The sequence below is a fragment of the Catenuloplanes japonicus genome (genome assembly GCF_000717135.1).
Classification (GTDB): Bacteria; Actinomycetota; Actinomycetes; order Mycobacteriales; family Micromonosporaceae; genus Catenuloplanes; species Catenuloplanes japonicus.
Window position 1 is genome coordinate 185,969 of record NZ_JNXY01000023.1, and the last position, 15,924, is coordinate 201,892.

Annotated in this window: 3 protein-coding genes; 1 reads left to right on the forward strand and 2 read right to left on the reverse strand. The window is 72.3% G+C overall.

Annotated features, from left to right (window positions below; translation table 11 throughout):
* Window position 1 precedes the first annotated feature (1 nt).
* Together OP04_RS29130 and OP04_RS29135 are read right to left on the reverse strand one after the other, a co-directional pair.
* Window positions 2–9,049, reverse strand: coding sequence for a hypothetical protein (locus tag OP04_RS29130; RefSeq protein ID WP_033343049.1), 9,048 nt, complete (start codon window positions 9,047–9,049; stop codon window positions 2–4).
* Window positions 9,050–9,386: 337 nt separating this feature from the next.
* Complete coding sequence (locus OP04_RS29135) at window positions 9,387–10,985, reverse strand: TROVE domain-containing protein (protein ID WP_033343050.1); 1,599 nt, start codon at window positions 10,983–10,985, stop codon at window positions 9,387–9,389.
* Between the two features lie 429 nt (window positions 10,986–11,414).
* On the opposite strand from OP04_RS29135, the gene OP04_RS56545 reads away from it, so the two are divergent.
* The gene (locus OP04_RS56545; RefSeq protein ID WP_051799293.1) at window positions 11,415–15,260 is read left to right on the forward strand and encodes a BTAD domain-containing putative transcriptional regulator; all 3,846 of its coding nucleotides are present in this window, start codon (window positions 11,415–11,417) and stop codon (window positions 15,258–15,260) included.
* Window positions 15,261–15,924 lie beyond the last annotated feature (664 nt).

Here is a 15,924-nt window from a genome sequence, read left to right on the forward strand (position 1 = left end):
GTCAGCAGTTCGACAGCGTGGTCAGGGCAACGTTCAACAGGTCGGCACGGGCGGCCCCGGTGCCTGTCCCGTCCGCCCGCAATACGTTCATGAGTGCGTCCATCCGCCACACCCATGCGGTGCGGTCGGTCGGATGGACGCAGCCGGTCGCCCCGGAGCCGCTGACGGTCGCGAGCCGCCGTATCAACGGATGCCGCAGCGGGTCGCCGCCGAGTTGTCCGACCGGCAGCTCCCGGAGGGCGGTGACGACCTCGAACACCGTGAGGTTCGCGCGGTCGACCGCGGTGTCAGCCGTGGCGCGGACCAGCGTCATCGCCTGGTCGCGGCTGATCGCACCGTCCAGCAGCAGCCGGAAGAGCACACCGTCCATCGCGAACCGGTGCGGACGCTCACCGCGGGTGGCGAGATAGTCGAAGACGAACGACGGCGGTACGGGTCCCCCGTCATACACCGGCTCCACGTCCAACGCGATCGTCGCCGCCGGCCGCAAACGCTCCTCCGGCAGCGACTCGTGGCGCGCCGCCAGCTCCAGCGCCACTCCGAACACGGCGAGCCCCGGGTCGGCCTCGACCTCCACGGCCAGCGCCCGTGCGATCTCCGGATCACGCAGACGCGCATGATGTGTGCGCTGGAACGCCTCCGCCGCCGGCCAGTCGGAGGCAAAGAGCCACCGGGCCAGGATCCCCGCCACCGGCGGACCTGCCGGGACGGCGTGCAGCGAGATCGCGCGATCGAACAGCACTCGGTCCGGCTCCGCCCGCCCGCCGAGCTCCACCGTGCCGTCCGGACGCTCAACCTGCCAGGTGGTGTTCACGACGGCCGGCACCGGCCGGATCACGACCGGCCGGTGCGTCTCACGGATCCGCTGGAACAGGTCCGCCGTCTGCGCACTGCCGAAGGTTGTCAGAAGCACCGGCGAGACCCCGAATCGGCGGTACGCCCGAAGCCTCTCGTCGACGTTGTGCAGCACCGTCGTCGGGTCCTCGCCACCGGCGGCGAGGTTGACCGCGATCACCGGCCGACCCGGTGTGGCGTGGGCCTCCACCGTCCCGCGCAACCCGGCGGTGTCCGGACCGGACCAGTCGCCGACTGTCAGCACGGCCGGCAACGGGCTGATGGCCAGGGCCGCCTCGTCCGCGCCGTCCAAGGCCTTCCCGAGCAGGTCGGCGGTCAACTCACCGGTGCCCAGCTCGATCACCGTGTTCGCGGCGGTGGCCAGACGCCAGACGCGCGAGCCCGCAGCGCCGGACGGTGTCACGGCCGGCGGTGTGATCGCGTGCACGAGAGTGAGCCGGTGCTCGTGACGGAGCGCGTTGATCTCGGCGTCGAGATCCTGCACCGCGATGATCGCGTCGCGGGCCAGATGGGGTGCCTCATCGAGGATCTGCCTGAGCGCGGCCGCCGCACGGCTCGGGGTGCCGCCACCCTGGCCGGTACGTCGTCCGGGTCGGGCCAGAACCGCCCTGGCCTCGATCAGGACCAGCGCATGCCCCCGTCCCGCCGCGATCTCGCCCAGGGCAACAGCCCGGGATGAGGCAGCGCCGAGGCCCGGCTCCCGTCGAAGCGCACGGTCCGGTCCCGGGTGCAGCCAGGCCTCGCTGTCGGCCGCGAGCTGTACGGCGGGAACGGCGAGTTCGGACTCGTAGGCGCGGTTGGCCAGCGCGGTCAGCGTCGCGTTGTGGCGCCGGGCCTGCGCAGCTGTCTCCCGGCGAGCGCCGTACGCACGCACCTCGACAACCGCGTGCGGGCGCAGCAGACCGCTCGTCGCGACGTCCGGCGACACATTCATCACGCCGTGCAGCATCTGCCGTTGCGTAACGCGCGGCGATCCGCTGCGGAAGGCGCTCTCGGCGTACTCCCGCAACGTCAGGTGGTATTCGTCGCTGGGTTCCACGGCATCGAAAACGACGTCCGCAGTCTCCTCCAGCTCATACTCCGCGCGATACCGCTCGTCGAAGTCGGGCATCCGCGTACGGAACGTCTGCTCCAGCTGATCCCAGATCCTCGCCATGTCCTGCGCGAAGAACTCCTGCGCGGCGGCCGGCAGCAGGGCCAGCAGATCGGCGAAGGCCTCGGCCCGGGACAGCACCGCGATATTGACCTTGTTGAGCTCATGCTCATTGATCACCTGGTGCGCGACGCCGGCGAAGTTGTCGTAGAAAAGGGCGGCGTACCCGGCGACCTCCGTCACCGCGCGCTGCTCGTCCGGCACCGGCGCGACACCCTCGGCGCGGAGGAACGCCCGGAACCGTTCGGCGAGCACGTCGCCGAACGTCAGCCCGTCGCTCAGGTGCGCTTGTGTCAGATACCCCCGCGCCTCGTCACGCCACGTATGGTCCCGGACGTTCTCCAGGAACTCCCGCAGCCCGGACAGCACCACACCGTGCGTGTAGTGATAGTGCGAGCCGGGCACGTCACCGATCGGTGGGCGGCCGACTCTGGTCCTCCCGGCCAGTCGCTCGAATACCAGTCCCTCCCCGTCGAGGAAGTCGGTCAATGACATGACCGGACCGGCGCCCTGCTCCCCGGCGATCAGGTCGGCGCGCGCGGCCGCCCGTGCGAACGCGTCGAACACCGGACCCGGCGCGGCGCGATGCACCTCGTGCGGATGCGCGCTCAGGATCGCGCTGACCCGCTCGATCATGCCGGCGACCTCTTCCTTGACGGCACTCCCGGTGGCTTCGGCCAGCTCCTGCGTGGCGTAGTACCGGCCGCCCGCACGATAGAACGTCTTCGTCTCCACCTCGAAGCGGTAGGAGCCGTCCGCCGCCGTGGCCAGAGTCTTGTTCGCCAGATCTTCGGCCCGTCCTGCCTTGCTGTCGAAGAAGAGCATCACGGTCTGCTCGTCCTCGATCCCCGAGCCACGGAAGCGCTGCTCGGGCGGGTCAGTCAGCGCCAGGGCCACCGCGGCCGGCCGCGCGGACATCGGCACCGCCTCCGGAACCGGGACGGCAGTGCCGTTCGCCGCGAACACCCACGCACGCAGGTCGACGACGCCGGTCGCGTGCGTCAGCCCGGCCGGGCCTGCCCCCGCCGTCATTTGTGCGTGCGAGCGCACCCGGTCCGCGTCGGCGTGCGCGGACGGATCCACCCACAGCACACCGTCCGCCGTGTTCACGACCAGAAATGCGTGACCGTACGAGCCGGGCCGCCCGGCCAGGACAAACGCGGTGCGGCCGATCTCCCCGCCGACCAGGCGGCCGATCTGCTCCCAGTCGCTCGCCCGGGGCCAGGTCGACGGCGTGCCCCAGCCCGCCCACATGTCGCCGCGGACGGTGAGGTCGTCGCGGGCCCGGCCGTCCTGTGGGGTCAGCGTCACGCCGCGCCGGCCGAACAACTCGTCCCGAGCCAGGGAAACCGCGGTCGCGCAGTAGACCTCGCCGACGTCCGTACCCGCTGTGGCGATCCTGCGCCGGATCCGCGCGCTCAACTCCAGCATCCCGGCGGCCGAGTTCTGGACCGGCGGCGCGAGGGAGGGGCGGCGGGAAGGCGCCGACCCATCCCGTAGGAACGCGCGGGGCGGCGCCGTGAGCGCGTCAGATGCCGGTGCGTCCGGGGCGATGGGCGGCTCCGGCCGCGAGGTGGCGGTACCGAACGTGAAGCCCGGGTTGAAGATCGCCTCACCGGGGCCGATAGGCGGCAGCGGGGAGGCCGGCAGCGGCTGCCGAGCCCTGATACCGCCCAGCACGGACGGGCGGCGGCTGACCAGTGCCGCGGCCATGTCGACCCATCCGGTGGCGGAGGGACGGCGCGACGCGGTCCGCGACTCCGTCAAGTCCGATCCCGGCGCGCTCGCGCCGGGCGACGGCGGGTACAGCGAGGCGGCCGAGCCCCGCCGGGAGTCCGCGGGCCAGCCGGTCTGCGAAGACCGGCGGAGCACCGGCTCGGGTTCGGCGAACGACGCACGCCTCAGGTCCGCGATCGAGGCTCGCCGGATGTCCGGTACCGGGGGACGTCCGAACGCCGGCTGTGGCTCGTAGACCGACGAACGCCGCGACGACGCGGGTGACCCTGTACCGTCGTCGGCCAGGCGGACCGAGCCGCGTCGTCCCTCCACCGGCAGCACCGCCGGTGCGGGCGCCTCCGGCAGCCCCGATCGGGTCTGTTGCCTCGGCAGGGCCGTCTGCCGGGGCCTCCAGGCAGCGCCGCCGCCGTCCACCAGGGACACGTTCGCCGGCGGTAGCTCCGCGGCCCACGCCGGTGCCTCGTGGCCCTCCCACGGCCGGCCGCCCGGGTCTCGCCTCTCCGGCCACGGCCGGATCCGCACCACGCCCTCGCCCTGGAAGTACTGCCGGGTGACGGCGGCACTGTCCGGGGAGTCCCAGCTCAGCTGTGTACCGTGCTCCACCGCGACGTTCAGCGTCCTCAGCGTCGTCAGCAGATCCTCGTACCGTTCGCCGGTGAGTCGCTCTCCGGTGCCGGCGTCGAACATGTCGAACAGGTCGTGGTCGGCCGCGATCGGCACGAACGAGGTGACGCGGGCGTCGGGGCCCGGCCGGACCAGATAGTAGAGCCCGTTGTACTCGACAAGGCCCTCCCCGAGATCCCGCACCCCGTCGCCGCCCGAACGGCTCGCCTCCCAGGCCTCGCTGATCGTCTCGTACCGCTTCCGCTGCTCCGCCCCGACCTCGGACGGATGCACCGGCCGGAACGAGCCGACCAGACCGCGTACCGCCTCGGACGCACCGATCGACGCGTCCCGTGTACCGATCGACTTGGCCTTCAGCCGCTGCGGCTTGGGCGCGGCTCCGGCCCGCAGGTAGCGCACCGATTCCGGGTTGGTCGGGCGGAAGTCCAGCACGACGTTCTCCCGGTCGGCGATCTGCTGGAGCAGTCGCTGCGTCTCGACCGGCATGCCGTGTACCTTCTCGGTCTCCTCCTCCGTCAGCGCCGCACCCGGTGTGATCGCACGGCCGAGTGCGGCGTACCGGTCGCGGTCACGCAGCACGTACAGCGGCAACTGATCGCGCGCCGGCGGCGTACCGACGGTGGTGTCCTGGCCGTCAACCTCGATCGCGGTGAGCCCGAGCGCGAGTCCGGCCGCGCGCAGCAACACGCCGTCGGTCCACACGCTGCGCAACTCGGGGTCGGCAAGCGCGGCCCGCACGACGGCGAGCGCGGACGGCAGGCGGCCGGTCTCCCGACGGACATCAGCCAGATAGCGCAACGCGACCGACCCCGGATCCCCGGCGTCGAATGCCGGCGTGGTGCGCTGCTCGGACGTCAGGAACCGATCCAGCGGTACGCGGAGCTCGTCGAAGACGTCCGGCTCCCCGTCAAGCCGTGCGGCCAGACGGTCCCGGAGCGAGGCCGCGGACCGGTCACCGAGCGGACGCAGCCACTCGTGCAGGCCCTGCTGCGCGGCGCTGCCGATCACGGCCTCGAACACGTCGTCGGCGCCGACGCGGGTGACCGGCCGTCCGTCCGCGAACTCCCGGATCCCGGTGGCGGCCGGCAGCGGCCGAGTCAGCGGCGTGAGCTCGGCCGAGGTCAGGAGCCGGGAGCGCGGCGGCGCGGGCACACCCGGCGTCAACGGGAGAAGCGCGAGCGCCGTCACATCGGCCGGTAACCGGCCGAGCCCGCCGGTCTGAGGGTCGACGAACGAGACTCCACGTTCGTCGTGGATACCGACGAGCACGTGTCCGGTCTCGTTCGCGGAGTTCCGGACCGCGATCAGCACGCGCGAGTTCACCGGGGAGGCCCTGAGGGCTTCCGCCGCCGCCGCGATGTCCGGGATCCGGTACGCCTCGTGCCTGTCGTCCGCCAGCCCCAGCGACTGCCGGTGAAAGTTGACGAGGTCGATCCCGAGCAGTTCCTCGGTGGTCGCCGCCTGCAGTGCTCCCTGCTCACGCCAGGCCAGCTCGAACGTGATCGCGGCGATGACGCAGTTGCTCAGGTTCTCGCCACCGTCCTCACGGCCGGGGTTGATGTCCACGATCCACGGGTGGGCCCGGAGCAGCGATTCGCCGGTGTGGTCGGACGGCAGCTCCCGGCCGTCGTCCGGCGCCGTACCGAAGCGGGTGCTCGCGAGGTTCCACGGTCCGAGGTCGGTGGCCTGTTCCAGCCAGACCAGCGCGCGGCGGTTGTTCTGGTTCGCGGCGTGCCGCTGGACGGGATCGGGGCTCGCACTGGCACCGTTGCCCCGGACGATGCTTCTGAGCGCGATCGGGTCACCCAGCACTCCGGCCGCACGCAGCCAGCGGCTGGTGGCCGTGGTGAGCGCCTGGGTTACCGCGGCCGCACGCATCGTCGCGGCGTCACTGCTCGCTTTCCTTCCTCCAGCTTCGATCACCACGTCGAACTGGGCGGCTTGGGCGACGTTCCTGCCGTATAGGTTCCGCCGGACGATCCACTGCGCGACGGTGTCCGCCTGCCGCAGTCCGTTGTCGTCGAGCTCGGTCCGGCCTCTGCCGAACGAGAACGACAGCGATGGCGGAGCCAGCGGCGCGGTCAGCGCTGCGGTCATCCTGGCCGACTCGCTGACGTGCTCCTCGACACGGAGGAGGTCGCGCTCGATCTCATCGACGCCCATGCGCGCGGCCCGCCCGAACGCGCGCAGCTCGATCTGGACCAGCCCGTCGCCGTCCTGGAAAGCCCTGGAGCTCGGGAAGTGGGTGCGCACTCCGTAGAGCTGGTCCTGGTCCAACTCCATGTTGTTCGCGGACAGTGGGCTCGTGGCATTGAGCAGGAGGTGCCCCGGCGTGCGGCGCGATTTGTCCGACAGTCGTACCGACATCTGCAGGAAGCTGGGCACGTTCAGCAACCGGCGTAGCGCGTGCAACCCAGGTATCGCGTTTTCCGCATGGGCCAGGAAGCGGCCGGCGATGACGGTGGCGTTCGTCTCCAGCCAGCTTCGTACCCGGGCGGAAAGGAATCCGCGCATTGCCGCAACTGAGAAGCGCGAGGCCGCGAGAAAGTGATTCTTCGACAGGATCTCAGGCAGCCCCTGCGTGTGCCGAACCGGGTCGAGGGCGAGCGCCACTACGTTCGTGTAGGTGATCGCGAGGAAACCGCGAAGCTCCATGGCGTCGCGGATCACCGTGTGGTCCGCGCCCGCCGTCCCGGTCTGGAGCTGGAATGTCCGCGCCAGCGTGATGGCGAAGCCGCGCGCCGCCGTAACGAGCGGGACCCGTTCAGCGTCCCAGGTATTCCGCGCGGCGAACCCGAGGAACTGATCCATCGCGGCCAGCGGCACCCCGACGGTGTACTGCATATAGATCTCCCGGAGAGGATCTTCGCCGTCGGGCTCGTCGATTGCGCCGAGGCCCGGGGGCAGGACGCCGTTGAGCTGGTATCGCGAGACCACCTCGTCGGAGGCGCTGAATCCGCGATCCCGGGAGAAGAAGAGCTCCAGGTTCGGCCTGGCGTTCGGCTTGCGCGCGTTGTCGGCAAGCAGGTTCAGCTCCCGCCGGAACGCGGCCAGGACAGCGTCCCGAGTCCGGTGTCGCGTCTCGCCATCCAGGATGTTGATCGGCGGCGACACCAACTCGATGATCGAGTTCTCACCCCGCGTGTCGATATGGACCCTCAGGTCATCTGACGACGCGAGTTCCTGGACACCGTCGGCCTCGATCACACTCTTCGGGATGGTCGTCCGGAACGGCGTCTCCGCCTCGAATCCGAGGTATCCGATCGTCCGGCCGGTCGGCGCGTCCGTCAGTGCCGACGCGAGTCCGCCACCCGGCGCTGTCGGAATCGGCTGTACGCCGCCGTCCGGGCCGATCAGCACCGCCCGGGTGTGCATCGACGCCAGCGCCGGCCGGCCCGACCGGACCCGACCGGCAGGGCTGGCCGAGCCCGGTTCGAGCCACCAGATGTCCGCACCGGTCCGGTGCAGCGCGAACGCGTGCCCGATGCCGTGCGGTGGCTGCCAGACGAACAGCATGGTCGAGCCGGGCGCCGCCTCCCGCATCGCGGCTTCCGCCTCTGCCCAGGTCACCTGCGTCTGCCAGGTGTGGGACGGAAGCAGCCGGGCCGGCGCCGTCACCTCGGCGGCATCCGCCTCCTCCAACGCCCGTGCCGGTCGCACCGACGGGTGCAGCAGCGCGCGGAGTTCCCGGATCTGGATCTCACACCGGGTGTCGGCCGGCACGTCCATTCCGGCGACCCGTTCGACGATCAGTTCCAGGGCCGCCCGCGCGCCGGAGTCCGGCGCACGATGCCGGGCCGGGGACGCCAGGACCGCACTGCCCGGGGTGCGAAGGTCGGCTTCGAGGGCGGCCGGGTCCAGCTCGCGAAGCGCGGCCTGACCGTCGATGCGCGGCTCCGCCCACCACAGCCGGCCGCCGTCGGCGACGACCCATCCGGTCCGGCTCCCGCCCGGCGTCGCAAGCCGTACCAGGGAGGCGGCGCCGGGCGTGGCGAGCAGCGCGGCCGGGCCGAGGCGTTCCCCGTCCAGCGCGCCCAGCAGGCCGAGCGTCCGGCCGAGCGTGATGGGCCGTAGCCCGCCGGACAGCACGGCCGGGTTCACACCGGTGGGGATGCCGGACCAGACCACCCCGAGACCCAACTGGTACGTCGTGTCCGTCCCAGGCGCAGCCGGCGCTCCGGCCGGGGACCACGACGGCACGCGCAGTTCGTCGCGGATCCGCGAGACCGCGGACAGCCACTCGGCCAGTCGCTGCCACGGCGTGAGGTCGTCACGAGCGGCAAGCGTCACGGCGGCGCGCAGCGCCTCGAGGCCCGCCGCCAGGTCACGCGGCAGGACCCGTACCGTCTGGATCTGCTCCTGGGTCTCCAGACCGTCGGCACCGAGGCCGGCGACCCGTGCGGACGGGGTCACCCGCACAGGCGCCGATGCGTGGACCGGCAGGCCGAACAGGTCCGCGCGTTCCAGCAGCGTGCCGATGTCGGTGCGGGCGCCGGGGAGCGTGCCGAGCACGGTGCGATGGCGGGCCTCGGCGGGCAGCCGGTCCAGCGCGCGCCGCAACGTCGCCACCGCGACCGGGCTGGTCAGCGCCTCCTCGGTCGCGAACACGGTGGTGAGAAGCGGAAGACGGGGCATCTGGACCGCGTCGTAGAGTGCGGCCGGGTCCACCGGTTGGGTCATAGGTCCGTCGTGAAAGAACACACCGGCCGGGACCGGGACGAGACGGCCGTCCCCGCAGAGGACCATGAATGCACCGCTGTCCGCCATGTGGCCCGCCCTTCTCTCCCCGCCACCGGCCCATTGCGTCGGACCGGACGAAAACCCTCCTACGTGACGCCCACGGAGTGGGTTCATCGGTCGAGGGAGAGAAGGCGTTCCCTCGTTTCACCGGCTGGGACGACTGCGCAGGTCACCGCCCTGCTGCCGACAACGGTGTGGGTACGGTCACCTACGCACGGACCGCCCGCCCATCGCCGAACGTGACACTCGGTGATGGGCGGGATCGGACCGGCGGAACTCACCCCTCCGGCTGCACCTCGAACGGCCAGGACGCGTTCCGGCCCCGCTCCAGCAGCGGAATGATCCCGAAAGCCCGATCCGTCAGCCCGCCCAGCAGATGACGGTTCGTGCCGGTGTCGAGCACACCCGGCTTGTAGCCCGCCAGGTTCCACAGGTACACCGGCACGTCCCGCGGAATCAGGTCGTCGATGAGCGCCTCACGCGAACCCCCGAAGGAGGCCATGTTCGACGGCAGCCACCCTGGCCGGGTCTGCTCGTCGGTGACGATGACGACCCGGTCGTGGCCGGCGTAGTGGCGCCGGACCGCGCCCGGAATGTCCGTGCCGCTGCTGCCTCCGAACTTCCCGACCAGCGTCAGCACCCCCTCCCCCGCCGTGACCGCCACCGGCTTCGACTCGCCGCCGAACTCGACCAGCGTCGGATCCGCCGCCCGCACCGCCAGCGCGGACCCGAAGATCGCGGCCTGGTCTGCCAGGCTGATGTCGGACTTGGCGGACGTCGAGTAGTGGTAGCCCGGGAACATCGACGGCGACCGGTCGACCAGGATCAGCGTCCGCCCGTCGAGCGCCGGCACCAGCGAAAGCGACGCCGCGAGCGCCTGCTCCAGCGCGTACCCCCACCGCAGCGACGGCGCATGCCGGTACGCCGCCAGCCACCGGAACGGGAACATCCGCGACCGCGCGACCTGCGCCGGATCGGTGAACCGCGCGATGACCCGCGCCGCCACCTCATCGCTGACGCCGGCCTGGTCGAAGTTCCGCAGGTTGCGCGCCAGTGCCATCAGGCCCATCGCCGGGATCAGCGCCTCCCACAGCACCCGCTTGTCGACGCGCGCACCCGCCAGCGACAGCACGTCCTCCCAGGTCATGCCCGCCTCGGCCAGCCGGTCAGGGTCGGTGAGCCCGGCCGGATCGCCGCGCAGCACCTCGTTCGCCCGCAGCATCGTCAGCGACGCCGGGGTGGCGTTGTCGCGGCCGTGCCGGCGATCGATCGCGCTCTTGAACAGGTCGCCCTGCCACGGCGCGACCGGCGACGGGTGCACCAGCTCGATGATGTCGCCGAACCGGTAGCCCTTCGACGCGGTGTCGTACTTGAGCAGGTTCTTCTCGGTGTAGAGCCGCCCGATCGCGTCCGCGATGCCACGCTTGACCGGCTTCGGGATCGCCCGCCCGTGCCTCATGGTCCAGTAGGCGATCAGCTCGCCCGGCTCGTCCGCCCGCCGCAGCACCGAGTCGATGACCTGCCGATTCGTCACCTCAGAACTGACGGCACCGGCCAGACGCGCATGGACGTACTCCGCAGCACCGACGATCGAGGCCGAGCGCATGTTCGCGTCACGCCGGAGCCAACCCAGAAAAGCAGCAGTCCATCGGGGGTACGCCACAGCCGCCTGACGTACCAGCTGGGTATAGCGGTCGTCACGCGCACCGGCGCTCTCGTAGAACGTGTCGACGCCGAGGTTCGCCACCGCGAGCAGGAACAGCTCGGTCTTGAGGTCGCGCGCGGTGCCGATCGCGCCCTCATAGGTGACCGCCTCCGCGTCACGGTGGGCAATGAGCGGGCCGGACCGGGCGGTGGTCTTGTTGAACTTGGACATTGCAGAATTGCTCCCCGTTCACACCGGGAAAAGCCGGCGGATGCCCGAGATCGAGACGATGTCGCGTCATTGCTGCTCTGCCATTTGAGCTACACCGGTCGTTACACCGGCACCGGGACTCGAACCCGGAACCCGCCCGTTAGTAGTGGAAGAACTCGACATCTACGCACCGGACACCCGCCGGCTCCTCCCGAGTTCACCATGCCCGCGGCGTCGTTTCCTTTTCACAGAAGTAGCCGCGGACCACGCACCGGGAGGTGCCGTCGAAAACTAGCATCACGCATTTCCCGGATGCGACCCGTTTTGCAGACCTACCCGGGCCGTGCCGGCCCCGCCGCCGGAAAATACACAAAGTCCGGTCCGTGACTGTGCCGATTGTGGCCGGTTCATCGCCGGTAGATTTCTCGCCTCAGGGGGACGGGGGCGGGGATGGAGGTCAGGCTGCTCGGGCCCGTCGACGTGACGGTCGGGGGTGTGCCGAGACCGCTGCGCGGGCTGCGGCGCAAGGCCGTGCTGGCCGTCCTCGCACTGCACCGAGGGCAGGTCGTCGGCACCGAGCGGCTGGTCGATCTCGTCTGGGGCGACACCGCGCCGCAGACCGCGGTCAACACGCTGCAGAGCACGATCTCGCACCTGCGGCGCGTGCTGGGCAGCCGGGAGTCGATCGTGGCGGCCCCGCCCGGCTATGCGCTGGCGTTCGGCGACGACGACGGCAGCGACGTCGCGCACGCCGAGCGGTTGATCGCGCAGGGCACCGACCAGACCGACCCCGATCAGCGGGTACGCCGTCTGACCGCCGCGCTCGCGCTCTGGCGGGACCGTGCGCTGGTCGACGTGGCGCAGGTGCCGTGGCTCCGCGCACAGGCGGACACGTTGGAGCGGCTGCGGCTGCGGGCGCGGCTGGCGCTGACCGACGCGCGGCTGGCCCGTGGCGAGCATGCGCTGGTCGTACCGGAGCTGGAGATCTTGATCCGGGATCATCCGCTCGACGAGCGGCTGCACGGCCAGTTGATGCTGGCGCTGTACCGGGCCGGCCGTCAGGCGGACGCGCTCGCCACGTACCGCCGGCTGTCCATGATGCTCCGCGACGAGCACGGCATCGGCCCGAGCGCGCCGCTGCGCCACCTCGAGGCCGCCGTCCTGCGCCAGGACCCGTCCCTCGACGCCGCGCCACCGATCACTCCGCGCGCCGCCTCGGTCGGGCGGCCCCCGCTCGGTGGCCCGGCCGTGCCCGGCCAACAGGACGACCTGGCCACGACCGAGCGACTTGGGCGCGGTGGCACGGCCGTGCCCGGCCAGGACGAACTGGCCACGGTCGGCCAGCTCCGGCGCGGTAGCGCAGCCGCCACCGCCCGCTACGACCACCCGGTGACCGTCGGCCGGCTGCGGCTTGGCGGCGCCGCCGTGGTCGGCAGGCAGGACGAGCTGGCCACGCTGCACGGTCTGGCCGAGGCCGCCTCGCAGGGCACCGGCGGCGCCGTCTTCGTGGTCGGCGAGCCCGGCATGGGCAAGTCCCGCCTGGCGACGGAGGCGGGCCTGCTGGCCACCGCCGCCGGCCTGCGCGTGCTGCGCGGCCGGGCCGCGGCCCCGGCGGTGCAGTTCCGGCCGCTGAGCGAGGCGCTGTTCTCCGCGCTGCGCCGGACCGGTGTCCCGGACACGCCGGACCTGCTCCCCTACCGCCCCGCACTGTCCCGGCTGCTGCCGGAGCTGCGGTCGGTACGCCTGCCGGGCCCGGACGACTCGCTGGTGGTGCTGGCCGAGGCGGTGCTGCGGCTGTGCGTCCGGATCGGCGACTCGCGGGGCGCGCTGCTGATCCTGGAGGATCTGCACGACGCGGACGCGGACACGCTGGCCGTGCTCGACTACCTGGTGGACAACGCCCGCCCGGAGCCGTTGCTGCTGCTCGGCACGCTCCGACCGGATCCCGGCCCCGCGCTGGAACTGGTCCTGGCCGCCCGCCGGCGACGGTCCGCGACCGTGCTGGAGCTGCCGCGCCTGACCGACGGCGCGATCCGGGAGCTGGCCGCCGGCTGCCTGGACGTCCCGCCGGAGGACGTGCCCGGCCCGGTGCTGACACGGCTGCTGGACACCGCGGACGGCGTGCCACTGCACGTGGAGGAGCTGCTGGCCGGCATGGTCAGCGACCGGGCGCTGGTCCGGTCCGGCCCTCGCTGGTTCGTGCCGGGCGCGGTCTCGGCCGCCGTGCCGGCGACGCTGGCCGCCACGCTGACCGGCAGGGCTGACCGGCTGAGCACCCGATCGCGGACGCTGCTGACCGTGTCCGCGCTGCTCGGCCGCCGCTTCCCGGCGACGGTCGCGGGCCTGGCCGCCGGCCTGACCGAGGCCGCGCTCGCCGACTGCCTGCGGGAAGCGGTCGAGGCCCGATTGCTGACGCCCGACGGCGGGCCGGGCGAGTACGCGTTCCGGCACGCGCTGACCGCGGAGGCGCTGCGGGACCGGCTGCTGCCGGCCGAGCGCGCCACGCTGTCCCGGCGCGCCGCGGAGGCGCTGGAGACGACCGACCCGGCACTGATCGACGGCGGCGAACGCCTCACCGGCGAGCTGTGGGAATCCGCCGGCGAGCCGGACCGGGCCGCGCGGATGTTCGCGACCGCCGCCGGGCGCGCGGCCGTGCAGGGCGGCGTCTCCACCCAGGTCACGCTGCTGGAACGCGCGCTGTCGCTGGCCGACGGCGACGTCCGCGACAGCCTGACGGCCGACCTGACCGAGGCGCTGATCGACGGGTACGCCGACGCCGGCCGGATCTCCGAGGCGCTCGGCCTGGGCGCACGGTTCCGCCCGCACCCCGACCCGGCCCGCCGCGCGAGCGTGCACCTGCGTCTCGCCCGGACCGCGGCCGCCGCCGGCCGATGGCAGTGGGGCATGCGCGAATTGTCCCAGGTCCGGCGCCTGATCGGCCGCACGGCGGATCCGGCGCTGAGCGCGCGCGTGGACGTGGTCGCGGCCCGGCTCGCGTTCGGCCACCCGTCGCGCGGCCGCCGGGTCGCGGCCGAACGGCTGGCCGCCCGCGCGCTACGGGCCGCCGAGCGCAGCGGCCAGCCGGACGTGGCCTGCGGCGCACTGGAGATGCTGGGCCGGTGCGCCCGGCTGCGGGACCTGGACGAGGCCGACGGCCTCTACGAACGTGGCTTGGCGCTCGCGGTCGCACACGGCCTGTTCAGCCACCGGATCACCATGCTCTACCACCTCGGCGCGCACGACGGGATCCGCGGCGCCGACCCGCGTGGCCTGGAGTCCGCGCTGGTGGTGGCGCAGCAGGCCGGTGCCGTGGTGACCGCGCTGAACATCGCGCTGGAGACCGCGATCGTCCGGATCTGCCGCGGCGAGTACGAGGCGGCGCTGGCCGCCACGGCCCGCTGCGAGGAGACGGCCGGGCGGCTGCGGCTGGCCCACACCGCGCTACTCGCGCTCGGCATCCGGATCATCGCCACCGCGCACCGGGGAGACGCGCCCGCGACCGCCGTGCTGCTGGACCGGTTCCGGGCGGCGGGCGGCGCCGAGGACGACCTCGCGACCGCCGTGCACGGCTTCGGCCTGGGCGTGCTGCACCTGCTGCACGAGGAACCGGACCTGGCCGCCGCCGAGCTGGACCGCGCGGTCGCGGACGAGGCCGCGCGCCCCGCGTCGTACCTGTCGTTCGTGCACGGCCCCGCGCTGCTGCTGTCCGTGCTGGCCGGCCGCTCCGGGAAGGACGCGTGCGCCGCGCTGGCCGAGTCCGCGCAGGTGCAGGCCGGCTGGAACCGGCAGTTCCTGCTGCTCGCCGAGGCGGTCCTGCACGGCCGCTGCGGCGCGCGGGCAGAGGCGGAGGAGTCGGCCGCGCGGTTCCTGGAGCTGTCCGTCCGCTACCCGCTGGCCCACCACCTGGGGCTGCGCCTGGTCGTCCCGGCCGCGGTCGAGGACGGCTGGGGCGCGCCCGCGTCCTGGCTGCGGACCGCGGAGGCGTTCTTCCACGTGTCCGCGCCGCCGGTCGCGCAGGCGTGCCGCGGGCTGCTGCGCCGGGTGGGCGCGCCGGTGCCGCAGCACCGGCAGGGCAGCGACGCGCTGCCGCCGGTCGTGCGGGCGCGGGGCATCACGGTCCGCGAGTTCGAGGTGCTGGGCCTGGTCGCGGCCCGCCTCGGCAACGCCGAGATCGGCCGCCGCCTGTTCCTGTCCCCGCGCACGGTAGAACGCCACGTCACCGCCCTCCTGGCCAAGACCGGCCACACCGACCGCACCGGCCTGGCCGACTTCGCCGCCGCCCTCGGCCTCACCTGATCCACCACCAGACCCCGGCCGAGCCTCCGTTGTTCCGGGCGACCGGGGCCACATCCATTCGTGTTGACCCGTCGCATCCCCGCGTGTGGACCACGCGTGTGGATCGACAGCCGCCTTATCACGATATTTCGGGCACGGCGTGCCCGGCTGATCGAGGCGGATTTGAATCGAGGACGAACCTAAACTTCAAGATCAAAAATCCACAAGATCATCTTCCCGCTTCCGGCGTGGTCCGGCCCGCATGCTCCCGCGGGCAAACCTCGGGGCAGGCAAAGACTTCGCTGGCGCTCCGCTTTGCCCGCCCCGTCGGAGCCGGTTCGCGCGGGTCGGCCCAAGGCCGCGAGTGCCGACACCACCCCCTTCAGGCGGCGCGGGCCACGATCAGATCGCCGCGCCGGCCCGAACGGGGTCCGCAGGTCTCCAGACGCCGCCGAGAGCCTGGCAAAGATCGCTGTTGTGCTCACTGCTCTTTCCGGTGGCTCGAAAGAGCAGTGAGCGCAACAACGACCTTCTTACTGACCTTCCCGCGTCGAGGTCCGGACCCGCAGCGATCGAGCGGGCACTCCGTGCCCGAAATTTCATGAAATAGCGGCCTGGAGGCCCGCCGCATCCCCACCCTGACGCCGGAAGCTCAGTAAACGTGCCACCGCAGACACCTATTGCC

Bases quoted from the DNA above. Each gene is read 5' to 3' on its own strand.
- OP04_RS29130 (WP_033343049.1), bottom strand. From the start codon at position 9,049: ATGACCCAACCGGTGGACCCGGCCGCACTCTACGACGCGGTCCAGATG.
- OP04_RS29135 (WP_033343050.1), bottom strand. From the start codon at position 10,985: ATGTCCAAGTTCAACAAGACCACCGCCCGGTCCGGCCCGCTCATTGCC.
- OP04_RS56545 (WP_051799293.1), top strand. From the start codon at position 11,415: ATGGAGGTCAGGCTGCTCGGGCCCGTCGACGTGACGGTCGGGGGTGTG.